The sequence below is a fragment of the Azospirillum sp. A23 genome (assembly GCF_042938965.1).
Lineage (GTDB): Bacteria > Pseudomonadota > Alphaproteobacteria > Azospirillales > Azospirillaceae > Azospirillum > Azospirillum melinis.
Genome location: NZ_CP170667.1, coordinates 1,400,083 through 1,414,728, shown reverse-complemented (window position 1 = coordinate 1,414,728; position 14,646 = coordinate 1,400,083). Strand labels below are relative to the sequence as shown.

Sequence of the window (14,646 nt, the reverse complement as noted above, 5' to 3'; positions counted from 1 at the left end):
TTGCTGTCAGGCTCGAAGCGCCTTCCGTTTGCGCTTCACCTCGTACATCGCGGCGTCCGCGTTCCTCAGCGCGGTCTCCACCGTGACGGTTCGCGGATCGGACGCGATGGGCCCGAAGCTTGCGCCCGAATAGTGCAGCGTCGTGCCGCGCAACGCGTAGTCGCCGACCAGCAGCGGTGCAAGGCGGCTGCACAGAACCTCCGCTGCCGCCTGACCTTTGGCATCGCCGGAAGGCCCCAGGCCGGTGACGATGAATTCGTCGCCCCCGAAGCGGGCGAGGATGTCTCCGGCCCGCAGCCCGGCTGACAGGCGTTTGCCCACCTCGATCAGAAACTCGTCGCCGATTTCATGGCCATGACGGTCGTTGATCGCCTTGAAGCCATCCAGATCGATGAAGGCGATCAGGACCGTCTGTCCGGTCCGTTCGGCATCTGCAAACAGCCTCTCCATCTCCTTCAGAAGGAAGCGGCGGTTCGGCAGTCCGGTCAGCACATCGGTGAAGGAATGCGCCTCCAGCGCGGTGTTGACGGTTTGAAGGTTTTCGAGGAGCTGCTCCCGCTCCACATGCAGGCCGATCAGCGAGGAGAAGAGGCGGAGAACCTGTTCGCCCTTCGGGGTCAGCGGCTTGCGTTCCGACCCGGCGGCGCACAGGGTTCCGAAAATCCTGCCGTCGTTCAGTCGAACGGGAGTGCTGACGTAGGTCTGGATGCCGAGAGACTTGGCAGCGTCACAATCTCCCCACAGCGTCGGCACATCGTCGGTATGAAACCGTCCTTCGTCGAGTGCACGCTTGCACAGGGTTCCTTCCCAGGGCACGACAAGCCCTTCGGGGATCTGCATCGTCTTGCTGTTGTAGGCGAACATGACGCGCTGGACGCCGAGTTCCTGGTCGATGCAGGTCAGATAGGTGGCCTCCAGCTCCGTTACCGCCTCAAGGAGGCTCAGCAGCGGGCGGGTCAAATCCTCGACCGATCTGGCGGAAGACAGAGTGTCGGAAATCTCAGAAAAGAACTTGTCTGACATGGATGGTCCGTCGACTGCACGACAACAGTTGGTCTACGAAACGTTGTGGCCGTACTTAAGGAAGGACCACCTGCTGTTGCCCCGTCCCGGATACGCTTGGTAAGCCGCCTCAACTTCATACTCTAAACAGGATAATGCCATAACCTAATGCGGCGTCAAGTTGGGGAACCTGTTGTTCCCGTACCATCTACTTCCAAGCCACTTGTGTGGGGCATTGAACACCCGGTGAATGCACCGAGGGTAAGCGCTTGCGCAAATCGGATGCGGGGCAGGGTGTGAACCGTATCGCAATTCCCGCCAAGCCCGCGCTCGACAGACGGGGGGATTGCGGCCATATAATCGGTTCCTGTTCCGTACCCGTCCTCAGATCCGGATCGCCGCCCCATGGCAAGTCCCGTCCTGTCCGCCATTCCCGCCAAGCCGCTCGCGAAGCTGGAAGCCGGAAAGCAGTTCGTCATCGTGTCGGACTACACGCCTGCGGGCGACCAGCCGAACGCCATCGAGGAACTGACCGGCGGACTGCGGCAGGGCGAGAAGGATCAGGTGCTGCTGGGCGTCACCGGGTCGGGCAAGACCTTCACCATGGCGCACGTCATCCAGACGGTGCAGCGCCCGACGCTGATCCTGGCGCCCAACAAGACGCTGGCGGCACAGCTGTATGGCGAGATGAAGTCGTTCTTCCCGAACAACGCGGTGGAATACTTCGTCTCCTACTACGACTATTACCAGCCGGAGGCCTACGTCCCGCGCACCGACACCTATATCGAGAAAGAATCGTCGATCAACGAGCAGATCGACCGCATGCGCCACTCGGCGACGCGGGCCCTGCTGGAGCGCGACGACGTCATCATCGTGGCGTCGGTGTCCTGCATCTACGGTATCGGTTCGGTCGAGACCTACTCCGAGATGACGGTGGATTTGCGCAAGGGCGAGGTGATCGCCCAGCCGGAGTTGCTGCGCAAGCTGACCGAGCTTCAGTACAAGCGCAACGACGCCGCCTTCGGCCGCGGCCTGTTCCGTGTGCGCGGCGATACGGTGGAGCTGTTCCCGGCCCACATGGAAGACCGGGCGTGGCGCATCTCGCTGTTCGGCGACGAGATCGAGGCCATCCACGAGATCGACCCGCTGACCGGCGAGAAGCTGGCGGCGCTGGAGGCGGTGCGCGTCTATCCGAACAGCCACTATGTGACACCGAAGCCGACGCTCAATCAGGCGATCAACCAGATCAAGCGGGACCTGAAGGACCGGCTGGAGGAATTCGCCGCCGAAGGCAAGCTGCTGGAGGCGCAGCGGCTGGAGCAGCGCACCACCTTCGACATCGAGATGATGGCGGCGACCGGGTCCTGCGCCGGCATCGAGAACTATTCCCGTTATCTGACCGGCCGCGCCGCTGGCGATCCGCCGCCGACCCTGTTCGAATATCTGCCGGGCGATGCGCTGCTGATCGTCGATGAGAGCCACGTCATGGTGCCGCAGATCGGCGGCATGTACCGCGGCGACTTGGTTCGCAAATCGACGCTGTCCGATTACGGCTTCCGCCTGCCCAGCGCCAAGGACAACCGCCCGCTGAAGTTCGAGGAATGGGAGGGGATGCGGCCGCAGACGGTCTTCGTCTCCGCCACGCCCGGTCCCTGGGAAATGGAGCGCACCGGCGGCGTCTTCACCGAGCAGCTGGTCCGCCCGACCGGCCTGATCGATCCGCCGGTGATCATCCGCCCGACCGAGACCCAGGTCGACGACCTGATCGGCGAATGCAAGGAGGTGGTCGCCAAGGGCTATCGCGTGCTGGTCACCACCCTGACCAAGAAGATGGCGGAGGCGCTGACCGAATACATGCACGAGGCGGGATTGCGCGTGCGCTACATCCACTCCGATGTGGAGACGCTGGAGCGCATCGAGATCATCCGCGACCTGCGGCTGGGTGCCTATGACGTGCTGGTCGGCATCAACCTGCTGCGCGAGGGGTTGGACATTCCGGAATGCGCGCTGGTGGCGATCCTGGACGCCGACAAGGAAGGCTATCTGCGGTCGAAGACCTCGCTGATCCAGACCATCGGCCGTGCCGCCCGCAACATCGACGGACGGGCGATCCTCTACGCCGACAAGATCACCGACAGCATGAAGTACGCCATCGACGAAACGGCACGCCGCCGCGAGAAGCAGATGGCCTACAATCTGGAACACGGCATCACGCCGGAATCGGTGAAGAAGGCCATCGGCGACATTCTGGAAAGCGTCTTCGAGCGCGGGGACCATGTGACGGTCAAGACCGGCCTGAACTCCAACGAGCTGGTCGGGCACAACCTGAAGAGCGTCATCGCCGATCTGGAAAAGCGCATGCGGGCCGCTGCCGCCGACCTGGAGTTCGAGGAGGCCGCCCGTCTGCGCGACGAGCTACGCCGGCTGGAGGCGATGGATCTGGGGCTGGAAACCCCCGGCAGCATTGGCATCAGCAGTGCGCGCCAGGGTCGCGGCATTCCGGAAGGGGCACCGAAGAAGCAAGGCAGGCGTCGCCGCGGGCCGTGATCCACCTCTTGTTGACCCACCCTTGTCCTGAACAGGTTGCAACACCATACTTCCGCTTCCCGTAGGGTGGCGCGGGATCGCAGGAGGGTCGTGGCTTGTTCGTTCGTCGTGTCGTGATGGTGCCGCTGATTGCGCTGGCGCTGGGTGGCGTCGGCATCTGGCCGGTGTCCATCGCCGCGGCGGCGGATGCAAAATCCGCAGCGAAGCCGAACGCGGTGGCCGAACTGCCGACGCCGTCTCTCAAGACCAGATCAGGCGATTGCGAGCTGGCGGAGCAGGGTAACGCCGATGCCGCGTTTCGGCTGGCCCGCCGCTATCTGTTCGGCAAGGGAGTGCGCAAGGACCGGCGGCTCGGCACCGCCTGGCTGCGCGCCGCCGCCTCGCGCGGGCATCCGGAGGCGCGGCGGCTGGTCAACTATGTGCCCGGCCGCATGGGGCGCATCCGTCCCTGGTGCCGCCCCGGCGCCGGTCCGGTGCGGGAGATGGGGCCGCCCCCGGCTGAGGTGGTGGCGCTGGTCAACAGCATCGCGCCGAAATACGGCATCGACCCGGCGCTGGTGCTGGCGGTGATCCAGGCGGAAAGCGCCTTCCGCACCGATGCGGTGTCGCCCAAGGACGCTGCCGGGCTGATGCAGCTGATCCCTGACACGGCCGGCCGCTTCGGCGTCGGCGACGTCTTCGACCCCAAGCAGAACATCACTGGCGGGGTGAAATACCTGCGCTGGCTGCTGGCCTATTTCCAGGGCGACGTGACATTGGCGCTGGCCGGCTACAATGCCGGGGAAGGGGCGGTCGACCGGTACAAGGGCGTTCCGCCCTATGACGAGACGCGCAACTACGTCCGCATCATCCACCGCATCTACGACAACACCCGCCATCCCTTCGACGGGTCGGTGGCGGAGCCGTCTTCGGCCATGCCGGCCATCCGTGCCGCGGCGGAACGCGCGGTCGAGGCGGAGTTGCCACGCGGCGCCAAATCGCCGAAAAAGGGATAGTCCCGTCAATCCTGAACAGGAGTGCCCGCCCGTGCCGATGTCCGAACGCAACGTCCTCGGCCTCAGCGCCGCCGGGTTCCACCGGATGGCTTACACCCAGTGGGGGCGGGACGATGCCGCGCGCACGGCGGTCTGCGTCCATGGGCTGACGCGCAACGGCCGCGATTTCGACCGGCTGGCGCTGGCTCTGGCGGATGGCTGGCGGGTTGCCTGTCCCGACGTGGTCGGGCGCGGCCGCAGCGACTGGCTGCCGGTGCCGGCGCTCTACGGCTATCCGCAATACTGCTCCGACATGGTGGCGCTGATCGCCCGCATGGGGGTGGAAACGGTCGATTGGATCGGCACCTCGATGGGCGGGTTGATCGGCATGACTCTGGCGGCGCAGGCCAACAGCCCGATCCGCCGCATGGTGATCAACGATGTCGGCCCCTTCATCGCCCAGGCCGGGTTGCAGCGGATCGCCGATTATGTCGGCAAGGATCCGGTGTTCGAGGATCTGCCGGCGCTGGAATCCTACCTGCGTTTCGTGCTGATGGGCTTCGGCACGATCGGCGACGAGTGCTGGCGCCACATGGCGCAGCACAGTGCCCGGCCGCTGCCCGACGGGCGTTTCCGCTTGGCCTACGATCCGGCCATCGGCGATGCGTTCAAAACGGCGCCCATCGGCGATGTCGATCTGTGGGCATTGTGGGATCGCGTGCGCTGCCCGGTGCTGGTCCTGCGCGGCGCCGAGTCCGACCTGTTGAGCGCCGAAACGGCGGAGCGGATGGCGGAGCGCGGGCCGGGGGCCGCCGGTCTGGTGCGGGTGGTGGAGATTGACAACACTGGCCACGCCCCCTCCCTGATGACGGACGAGCAGATCGCCATCGTCCGCAGCTTCCTGGCGGAGGGCTGAGCACCCTCCGGAGCAGCCAATCAGTTCACCCGGCGCAGCACCGTGTCGAGCCGGCCATGGCCGTCCTTGTCGAGCCAGCTGGCGGCGACACGGCCATCCGGACGCAGGCGGTAGCGCAGGATGTTGCGCCCCTTTTCGTCGAAGACCAGCTCGCCATTCTCGATCCGGCCCTTGCGGCGCACCCGTTCGGCGGGCTGGTCCGATTCCATGCCGGCGCCCAGCACATAGTCGGCATAGACGGCGTCGCCCTCGGCCTTTTCCACCGACAGGGCGACCTCGCGACCGTTGATGTAGCTGCCGTACCACATGCCCATGTAGGGGCGCAGCGTGGTCGTCGCGTCGTTGCCCCTGGCCGAGCCCGATGCGTTCGCGGGCAGGGCGGCCTGCAGCATCTCGGCACTCGGGCTGCGGCCCCAGGTCTCATCGCAGGGCGGGTCGTTGGGCGTCGGCGGCTCCTCCGCGAAGCGGACGATGCAGGCGCCGAAGCGGCGAACGAACAGCCCGGTGTTGGCGGCGCCATGGCCGGTCAGGAGCGACGGCTGGTCGACGATCAGGCTGCTCAGCCCGCGCTGGGTCAGGATGCTGCGGGCCGGCTCGGCGCGCCCGCCCGGATCGAAATCGTCGCCATGGAAGAAGAACATCATCACCCGCGCCCGCCTGACCTCGCGCAGGATCGGCCAGAGCTGGGCGGCGTTCTCGCGATAGCTGTCGAACGCCTCGGTGAAGTTGCCGAAGGCGGCTGGGGCGGTGGCGATGACAGCGTCGATGGCGTTGGTCTGGCCGGCGGCGATCAGCGAGATGAAGGCGCCGAAGGATTGGCCGGTCAGGGCGACCCGGCGATAGCCCTTGGCCTTCAGCGTCTCCGAGTAGCCGGCGAGCGCACGGGAGCTGTTGGGCAGGGTGTCGCTGACCCGCATGCGGTCCAGCCGGTAGACGTCCCAGCCGGCGTCGCGCATCGCCTTCATGTAGAGCGGGGTAGGGGCTTCCGAATCTTCGGAGTCCACCGAGCGGCCGTGGCTCCAGACCACCGCCCCGCGGGCCTTTGCCGGACCGGCCAGCGAGGCCTCGCCGTAGGCGGATTTCAGAACGATCTGGGCCGTTGCCGGGCGGGCGACCGTCAGGCCTCCGGCGACAGCCAGTCCGATCGTCGCGACCAGTGCGAGAATACCTCCCCGAATCGTCCGCCTCATGCTCAGCGATCCCCCTGTACTGCTTGGTCGCTTCAGGATTGCCGCCGTTCGTTAACGCGTCCTTTCCGTGGTTTTCACTGTCACGGGCGGCTGTTTTTTTGTCACAGGCAGCTTCTGCAAATAAGAATGACTCGCAATTAGAGAAGGGAAGCGGTAGGGTGTTCCTGCAACCGGATGAAGGAGCATCGGCATGTGCGGGACGGTGGAAGAGGGGCGGTATTCGCCTTGGACGGTGGCGGACCTGACGACCGCCGAACGGGCGCTGCTGACCGGTGTGCGCCAGTGGTTCCGCGCCGGAACCGCCGGGGCGATGGCGTCGATGCGCATCGGGTTGAATGTGGCCGGCGTGCCGAACACCGCACTGCTGCCGCTGTTCGCCCTGCTCGGCACCTTTGCGGTGTCCGGCGCCCGCCGGCCGGAGATCCGCTGCCCGGCCTGCAGCCGGATCGGCATCGACGAAGCCGCCCTGCTGGATTCCCTGGCCGCGGTACAGAGCGGCGACGCGGAAATGGCGGCGCAGTTGTTCGACCGCTGGCTGCCGCCGGTCGCACTGCTCATGGCGACCGACGCGATGGTCGAACTGGGCGGCATCCTGGATGGTGCGCGTATCTTCCTGCCGCGCCGGCGGGTGGCGCGTCTGGTGACGCCGGCAACCGGCCCCACCATGGGCGATATGGCGATGGCGGCCGAATAAACGGCGACCGAACGAATGGAGGCGGATAGAAGGCGGCGCCGGGGTCAGTCGCCGGCCATCTTCAGGCTCCGGCTGTGGTCTGAAGGGATGCTGGCCGTGCCACTGGCTTCAGGCAGCCGTTTGTGCAGAAGCCACTGGTCGATGGCGACGCGGACCAGCCGGCCTTCCGGCGTGTGGTAGAGGAACTGCCCGCGCTCCCGCCCGCAATGTTCATAGCCCAGCCGTTCGTAGAAGGGCAGCACGCCAACATTGTCGCGGTCGACGCCCAGTTCGGCGAAGGGCACGCCGCGCTGGATCACCACCCGCTCGGCTGCCCGCACCAGACGGACACCGATCCCGATCCCACGAAAGGGTTGAAATACCCGCAGTGCCCATAGGGTCGCTCGGCCGCTCGGCCGCTTGCGCAGGAAATCGATGCAGATCTGGCCGACCGGAAAACTATTGACGTCGGCCAGCAGCATGGCGCCGTCACCGCGTTCCTGAAGACGGAAAGCGTCGGCGATGATTTCGCGATGGGGGGTGTGCAGGCCGTACCATTCGAGCGACGGCAAATCCTCCTGCCTTGCCGGACGAATGGTCAGAGGCAACTCGAGATTTTCGTTGTTCCCGCCTTTCCTGCTGTCCTCCTCTGCCGTATCCAGTCCGAAATGAGCGGTGGTGGCTGTGCCGCAGATGCCGACGCGGCGCTGTGCTGTTGCCATGATGCCGATGCCTCGCAGGTATTTCCCCGCACTGTGCCGCCGATGGATCGAGTGGCGGATTCGCTGACAACCCTATACGCCATGCGGACGTTCCCACGCTGCGCGGTTGGGATAAGGCTTTCGGTGGGACACCCCCTTTCCCGTGGCTCCGTATAAAACAAATAAAATTTGATGATAATTAATAATAGGCTGTTGCTGGTTGTGTTCTGAGGAGTGTTGGTGCTTACGGATGAAAGATGACCTATGAAAACGGCAGTGGGTTGAAGACTGGAAGTTTTATTGACGTTAGAGGAGGCTGTTTGATAAATCTGTGGGTAGAGACAAGTTCTCTCTATCATATGAAGAATAAAACAATTTTACCTAAAATTCGCGTCATCGAGCGGGGGATTGAATCATGACGAGAATCGTCAATCTGGGACGTACCGGTTTATTCGTGGCGATGCGCGGTGGAGTTATGACCAGCCTGGGCGGTCACAGCCATTGGCGCAGCGCCGACGAGGTTCGCCGCGCCGCGCTGGCGGAGAATATTCCGGTCAGCGATCTTGTTGTCCGCACGCTGGCTTGAGCGGTCGCATCGCGGTCAAGCCTGGACAATGAAAAAGGGCACGTTCCTGGGAACGCGCCCTTTCTTCTAACCTGCACCGTGAAACGGATCAGCCGGCGCGGACGCGGGTCAGGAAGCGCTCGACCTCGGACCTCAGGGTTCCCGACTGGCGCGACAGTTCGTTGGTCGCCTCCAGAACCTGGCGGGCCTCTTCACCGGCATTGTTGGCCGAAGCATTCACCGCGACGATGGTTTCGCTGACCTCGCGGGTGCCGATAGAAGCCTGCTGCACGTTGCGGGCGATCTCCGTCGTGGCGGCGCCTTGCTCTTCCATGGCCGTGGCGATGGAGGTGGAGATCTCGTTGATGCGGGCGATGGTGCCGGAGATGGAGCGGATGGCCCCGACGGCCTCCTGGGTCGCCCCCTGAACCGCGCCGATCTGCGAATTGATCTCCTCCGTCGCCTTGGCGGTCTGGTTGGCGAGGCTCTTCACCTCGCTCGCCACGACGGCGAAGCCCTTGCCGGCCTCACCGGCACGCGCCGCCTCGATTGTGGCGTTCAAGGCGAGCAGGTTGGTCTGGCTGGCGATGTCATGGATCAGCTTCACCACCTGCCCGATGCGGCTGGCGGCATCGGCCAAGCCCTGCACGGTGGCGTTGGTCCGCTCGGCCTCGGTCATCGCGGCGTTGGCGATGGCGGCCGACTGGGTCACCTGATGGCTGATTTCGCCGATCGAGGCGGTCAGCTCCTCGGCTGCCGCGGCGACGGTCTGGATGTTGACCGAGGCCTCCTCGGCGGCGGCGGCGACCTGGGTCGACTGCTCGCTGGTGATTTCCGCCGTGCGGCTCATCGCCTGGGCAGTGCCCTGAAGCTGTTGGGCGGCACTCGCCACCGCCTGGACAACACCCTTCACCTCACGTTCGAAGCTGTCGGCGGTGCTGCCCAATTCCCGCGCGATGATCGCCGCGGTGTTCAGGTCGATATAGACGGAGGTGGCAAGGTCCATGTCCAGGAACACCGCCTTGTTGATCGCCTGGAGAAGCTGCGACAGCTTTTCCGGCTTCTTGCGGTGGATCTGGGTCGCCAGCTCGATCAGCTTGTTCAGGGTGAAGCAATAGGCGCCGGTGTACCAGCGCGGTTCGAGCCCGATGCGCTGGTGGGTCTGGCCGATCTTCAGGACCTGATTGACGTAGGCCTCGTCGAAGGTGCCGGTGAAGACGTTGCGCAGCCAATGCTGCTTCTGCAGGTCGCGGGCGCGGCCGGTCACCGCCGGATTGACCAGCATCGGCGCCACCTGCGGCACGGCGTGCAGGTAGCCGTAAAACTCTTCCAGAATTTGATCGATGCGCTGCGCCAGATAGGGCTGGAACTCCCGCAGGGTTGCCTTCGTCGCCTCGTCGATGCGCAGGAAGGTGATGCGGTCGATAATCGATTGAGTCTGGGCAGCGTTCGACATGGAGCCCTCTCCCATTTGTGATATGACTAGCGTACTAAGAATTGGCGAAAATGCAATCTTTCCCGCGGGCCGCACATCATGCGCAAGCATTCGCAACTTTGAACCTGTCACTTTGTCGCATGACATCTTTAAGCGGCAGCAAACGCAATGGTTTGCGGCCGGCTGGGATCGAAGCCGAAACGGTCCACAAAAGAAAAGGCCGGCGGGGCCATGGGCACCGCCGGCGTAAAGGTTACAGGTCTGGAGGCAACAGGCGGGCCGACAGCCCGCTGGAACGATGCGGAGCGCGGCATAGCCGGTCCCGCATATGTCCCGTCCAGCAGCGCGGCAGCCGGACGGGAGAACGATGTCCGGTCAGGCCACCATCGGGGTGACCGGGCGGCGCAGGGCCTGCGCGGCGCTGAGCACCGCCTTCTGGAGCTTTTCGAAAGCCCGCACTTCGATCTGGCGCACCCGTTCGCGCGAAACCGAGAACTGCTGGCTCAGCGCTTCCAGGGTCGAGGGGTCGTCCTTCAGGCGGCGTTCGAAGAGGATGCGGCGTTCGCGGGCGTCCAACCGGTCCAGCGCCTGTCCGACCAGCCGGCGGCGCAGCGCCAGTTCGTCGGCCTCGGCCAGCATGGCGTCCTGGGTGGGCCGGTCATCGGCTAGCAGTTCCAGCCAGTTGGTTTCGCCATCGGACGAGAGGGTGGCGTCGAGCGAGCTGTCGTTGGCGGCGAGACGGCGGTTCATCTCCACCACCTCGGTCTCCGGCACGTCCAGTTCGGCGGCGATGGTGGCGACGGTCTCCGGCGACAGGTCGCCCTGCTCCAACTCGGCCATCTGGCTCTTCAGGCGGCGCAGGTTGAAGAACAGCTTCTTCTGCGCGGCGGTGGTGCCCATCTTCACCAGCGACCAGCTGTGCAGGATGTATTCCTGGATCGCTGCGCGGATCCACCAGGTGGCGTAGGTGGCGAAGCGGAACCCGCGTTGCGGATCGAATTTCTGGGCCGCCTGCATCAGGCCGACATTGCCCTCCGCGACCAGATCGACCAGCGGCAGGCCATAACCGCCGAAGCCGCGGGCGATCTTGATGACGAGGCGGAGATGGCTGCCCACGAGCTGTTCCAGGGCCTGCGGATTCCCGCGTTCGCGCCAGGCGATGGCGAGGTCGCGCTCGACATCCGGGGCAAGGATCGGGAAGCGCTTCGACTCCTCGATGTAGCGGGTCAGGCTGGCGTTTTCACCGGTCAGCAGTTTCTTCAGCACGCGATTGCCTCCTCTCCAACGCTTCCCGGAACGGCCTCTTTTCCAAGACCGGCCCGGTCGGGGCCCATGGCGGGGATCGCCTAAGAGGCGATGATCCATTGGCGGACGCAGGAATATCGTCCGTCTTTATCGGCTCTGGCCGGCTTTGGTTTGTAGTGGGGTCTGTATTTTGCCTGTCGTCTTAAGGAACTGCGTCCTTATGACACTGTTAATGTGGCCGCAGAAATGCGACCGATCAACCCTGTAAAGGGCGTGTTCCGGGTGTTTTTCGGCGTATACCCAGGCTCTTCTTCCACCCGCACCGGCAGTCTGGAGGAGGGGCGTTTCTATGACCCCTGACCTTCGGCCGGGTGACTTACGGGCGAGCGGTTCATCCCCGGTCGGCCGGTCGAACTTAGGACCGGACATCATCGCCATACCGCATCTGCGAAAGGGAACGGAGGCAGGCAGTCCCCCGGTCGACCGGATTGGCGGGAGGCGGCTATGCCTCTGCGATGAGGATGGTGATAGAACCGCCCGTGGTCCCTCAACCATACCGGAACCCTAGATGGGAAGGCCGAGCCGCTTCGCCACTCGAACATTGGTCATATGACGACAATGGGCAACGAGGTAGCCCGGGCGGAGTGAGGCAGCGTCGGGCGGAGCCGGGTGTGGGCAAAGAAAAAGGCGCGTCCCGAAGGACGCGCCCGATCGAGCAGCGATGGGCGGAGGGCCGTTATTCGGCCGCCGCACGCTTGCGGCCAAGCCCGAGCTTGGTCGCCATTTCCGAACGCGCCTTGGCGTAGTTCGGGGCAACCATCGGGTACTCCGGCGGCAGGCCCCACTTGGCGCGGTATTCGTCCGGCGTCATGTCGTAGACGGTCTTCAGATGCCGCTTCAGCATCTTCAGCTTCTTTCCGTCTTCCAGACAGATGATGAATTCCGGCGTGACCGACTTCTTGATCGCGACGGCCGGGACCAGTTCGGCCTTGGCCGGGGCCGGCTTGTCGTCGCCCAGATTGCGGAAGGCGATCTGGACGCTGTTGATCAGCGTGGGCAATTCCTGAACCGGCACCGAGTTGTTGCCGACATAGGCGGCAACGACCTTGGCGGTCAGCGATTGCAGTTCGGTTTGATCGATGGTCATGGCTGCGATCCCTTGTGACGCGGATGCGGGCGGATCAGCCGTTCACCAGATCGCGCAGCTGCTTGGCCGGCTTGAACTTCGGAGCCTTGGAGGCGGCGATCGCCACGACTTCGCCGGTGCGCGGGTTGCGGCCTTCACGGGCGGCGCGCTCGGCCACCTCGAAGATGCCGAAACCGGCCAGGCGCACATCTTCGCCGCGGCCCAGCGCGCCGGAGATGCCCTCGAACACAGCCTGAACGACCTTGGCCGCGTCGGCCTTCTTGATGCCGGCGTTGGTGGCGACGGTTTCGATCAGCTCGGCCTGGTTCATGCAAAACTCCATTTGTTCGGTTTGGTTTCGGTTTTTCGGAGTTATTGGCAGAACGGCACCATCCGCACAAGAGCGAACACAGATCGGGCAACCGTTGGTGTTTTTCTTGCGCGTCATTCGTTCGCCATCTGTGGCGTCGCTGCATCAAGTACCGGGTCCGGATGGCGTTTCGTTCGCCACCGCCGCAGATTTCCAGGGCTTCGGCATCCCAGGCACGCTGTCGGGGCTGCGACTCGCAAAGGTCAGCGAAAGACGCTGAGCGATGCTTTTGCTTGGTGGGTGGGTTCGCTCTTTATCGCGGTCTTGACCCGCGGCAGAGCGACACCATCTGCTGGCAAGTTCGGGTCCGGGCCCCTCTGGCGATCGAGGCGTCGGTCGTGATGTCGGAACCGCTTGATCTCTCCGCTCACGCAGCGTCATCAAGTGGGTTTTGCGATGGACAGTTTGTTAGCGACTGTTTTTCTCGAATTTTTGGGAAAACCGGTCTGGATTTGGTTGGTATTCGTCGGCATTGTCCTGACCCTTCTGGTGCTGGACCTGGGTGTTCTTAACCGTCGCGACCATGTCATCGGCGTCGGCGAGAGCCTGAAGCTCTCCGCCTTCTACATCGCTGTGGCAATGCTGTTCGGCGGCTGGGTCTGGTGGTCGATGGGCGGCGAAGCCGGCTTGCAGTATTACACGGGCTTTTTCGTCGAAAAGAGCCTGTCACTCGACAACGTCTTCGTCATATCGCTGATCTTCAGCTATTTCGCCGTGCCGCGTGAATTGCAGCACCGGGTGCTGTTCTGGGGCATCCTGGGCGTGATCGTGCTGCGTGGCTTGATGATCGGCGCCGGTGCGGCGCTGGTGTCGGAATTCCACTGGATCCTCTATGTTTTCGGCGCCTTCCTGCTGCTGACCGGCATCAAGATGCTGTTCGCCAAGGACGAGGAGACCAACCTGGGCGAGAATGTCGCGCTCCGGTTCGTGAAGCGCCACATCCGCGTCACCGACCGCTTCCACGGCCATCGCTTCCTCGTCAAGGAGCCGGTGGGCGACAGCGGCGCAATGCGCTGGACGGCCACGCCGCTGCTGCTGGCGCTGATCATGGTCGAACTGGCCGATCTGGTCTTCGCGGTGGACAGCGTGCCCGCGATATTCGCCATCACCACCGACCCGTATCTGGTCTATACCAGCAACATCTTCGCCATCCTGGGCCTGCGCGCGCTGTATTTCGCTCTGGCTGCGATGGTCCACCGCTTCCGTTACCTGAAATACGCCCTGGCGCTGGTGCTGGTGTTCATCGGTGGCAAGATTTTCTACACGCAGGTCTTCGGCAAGCCCGACCCGCTGATCGCCTTGGGCGTGACCTTCGCCCTCATCGGCGGTGGCGTGGCGGTGTCTCTGTGGAAGACCAGCCGGGAAAACAAGGCGGTGGCGGCCGAGTAACCGGGACGTTCGACGCTGGGGGCGGCACGCCGGTGCCGCCCTTTCCGTCATTCTCAGAACCCCAGCTTCGCCAGTTCGGCGATGCTGTCCGCGGCATTGCGGTGGAGGATGAAGCATCCGCCGGCCGTTTCCCAAGGCTCGCGGGCCTTCTCGCGGTCATCGACCAGGATGGCGCCGGGACTGGCGTAGCGGGCCTTGTCGCGGGCCATGCAGGTGATGACCGGGACGTCGGCCCCCAGCATGCGGGAGACCCAGCGCGTCTTCTGTTCCGGCGCCCAGCCGCCCAAAGGCAGGCCGGTCAGGATCGTCGGCCGGTGCGGCGCGCAGAAGCTCCAAAGCTCCTGCGCGTCGTGCATGAACTCCAGCGTGCCGAAGAAGTCGGCATGCCGGGACAGCGCCCGCCACATCTCCTTCATCGCCAGCTGTTCCGGCCGCTTGCCGGTGGCCGCGACGACGCCGCGGTCGAAATCGGCAAGCACGCCGTCGAGGTCGAGGAACAGCGGCGGCGCCATG

General features: G+C 64.4%; 14 protein-coding genes. 6 read left to right on the top strand and 8 right to left on the bottom strand.

Annotated elements, in window-relative coordinates:
• Positions 1-6 precede the first annotated feature (6 nt).
• Complete coding sequence (locus ABNQ40_RS24045; protein WP_109051742.1) at positions 7-1,023, bottom strand: sensor domain-containing diguanylate cyclase; 1,017 nt, start codon at positions 1,021-1,023, stop codon at positions 7-9.
• 384 nt (positions 1,024-1,407) lie between these two features.
• On the opposite strand from ABNQ40_RS24045, the gene uvrB reads away from it, so the two are divergent.
• The 3 genes from uvrB to ABNQ40_RS24030 all read left to right on the top strand — a co-directional run bounded on the left by uvrB (position 1,408) and on the right by ABNQ40_RS24030 (position 5,439).
• Positions 1,408-3,549, top strand: coding sequence for an excinuclease ABC subunit UvrB (gene uvrB / locus ABNQ40_RS24040; RefSeq protein ID WP_109051743.1), 2,142 nt, complete (start codon positions 1,408-1,410; stop codon positions 3,547-3,549).
• 95 nt (positions 3,550-3,644) lie between these two features.
• Complete coding sequence (locus ABNQ40_RS24035; protein ID WP_109051744.1) at positions 3,645-4,544, top strand: lytic transglycosylase domain-containing protein; 900 nt, start codon at positions 3,645-3,647, stop codon at positions 4,542-4,544.
• Between the two features lie 37 nt (positions 4,545-4,581).
• On the top strand, positions 4,582-5,439 hold the full coding sequence (locus ABNQ40_RS24030; protein ID WP_247880216.1) for an alpha/beta fold hydrolase: 858 nt from the start codon (positions 4,582-4,584) through the stop codon (positions 5,437-5,439).
• Positions 5,440-5,459: 20 nt separating this feature from the next.
• Here ABNQ40_RS24030 and ABNQ40_RS24025 read toward each other — a convergent pair whose 3' ends face one another.
• Positions 5,460-6,629, bottom strand: coding sequence for an alpha/beta hydrolase (locus ABNQ40_RS24025; RefSeq protein ID WP_109051746.1), 1,170 nt, complete (start codon positions 6,627-6,629; stop codon positions 5,460-5,462).
• Positions 6,630-6,819: 190 nt separating this feature from the next.
• Here ABNQ40_RS24025 and ABNQ40_RS24020 point away from each other — a divergent pair, with 190 nt between their 5' ends.
• A complete protein-coding gene (locus tag ABNQ40_RS24020) occupies positions 6,820-7,323 on the top strand; it encodes a hypothetical protein (protein WP_109051747.1) in 504 nt (167 codons plus the stop codon).
• A 44-nt stretch (positions 7,324-7,367) separates the two neighbouring features.
• Here the strand turns inward: ABNQ40_RS24020 and ABNQ40_RS24015 are convergent, their stop codons facing one another.
• On the bottom strand, positions 7,368-7,910 hold the full coding sequence (locus tag ABNQ40_RS24015; RefSeq protein ID WP_391347504.1) for a GNAT family N-acetyltransferase: 543 nt from the start codon (positions 7,908-7,910) through the stop codon (positions 7,368-7,370).
• Positions 7,911-8,418: 508 nt separating this feature from the next.
• Here ABNQ40_RS24015 and ABNQ40_RS24010 point away from each other — a divergent pair.
• Entirely contained in the window at positions 8,419-8,589 is a 171-nt protein-coding gene (locus tag ABNQ40_RS24010) for a hypothetical protein (RefSeq protein WP_158285618.1), read from the top strand.
• Positions 8,590-8,677: 88 nt separating this feature from the next.
• Here ABNQ40_RS24010 and ABNQ40_RS24005 read toward each other — a convergent pair whose 3' ends face one another.
• From ABNQ40_RS24005 to ABNQ40_RS23990, 4 genes are all read right to left on the bottom strand, one after another.
• Positions 8,678-10,024 (bottom strand): globin-coupled sensor protein, encoded by a 1,347-nt coding sequence (locus ABNQ40_RS24005; RefSeq protein WP_109051749.1) that lies wholly within the window; start codon positions 10,022-10,024, stop codon positions 8,678-8,680.
• A 354-nt stretch (positions 10,025-10,378) separates the two neighbouring features.
• On the bottom strand, positions 10,379-11,269 hold the full coding sequence (gene rpoH / locus ABNQ40_RS24000; protein WP_109051750.1) for an RNA polymerase sigma factor RpoH: 891 nt from the start codon (positions 11,267-11,269) through the stop codon (positions 10,379-10,381).
• A gap of 715 nt (positions 11,270-11,984) precedes the next feature.
• The gene (locus ABNQ40_RS23995; RefSeq protein ID WP_109051751.1) at positions 11,985-12,395 is read right to left on the bottom strand and encodes a MucR family transcriptional regulator; all 411 of its coding nucleotides are present in this window, start codon (positions 12,393-12,395) and stop codon (positions 11,985-11,987) included.
• Between the two features lie 34 nt (positions 12,396-12,429).
• Positions 12,430-12,705, bottom strand: a complete 276-nt coding sequence (locus ABNQ40_RS23990; protein WP_012974184.1) for an HU family DNA-binding protein — start codon at positions 12,703-12,705, stop codon at positions 12,430-12,432.
• Between the two features lie 435 nt (positions 12,706-13,140).
• On the opposite strand from ABNQ40_RS23990, the gene ABNQ40_RS23985 reads away from it, so the two are divergent.
• Entirely contained in the window at positions 13,141-14,133 is a 993-nt protein-coding gene (locus ABNQ40_RS23985) for a TerC family protein (RefSeq protein WP_109051752.1), read from the top strand.
• A gap of 53 nt (positions 14,134-14,186) precedes the next feature.
• Here the strand turns inward: ABNQ40_RS23985 and ABNQ40_RS23980 are convergent, their stop codons facing one another.
• A complete protein-coding gene (locus ABNQ40_RS23980; protein WP_109051753.1) occupies positions 14,187-14,645 on the bottom strand; it encodes a hypothetical protein in 459 nt (152 codons plus the stop codon).
• Between the last annotated feature and the right edge of the window lies 1 nt (position 14,646).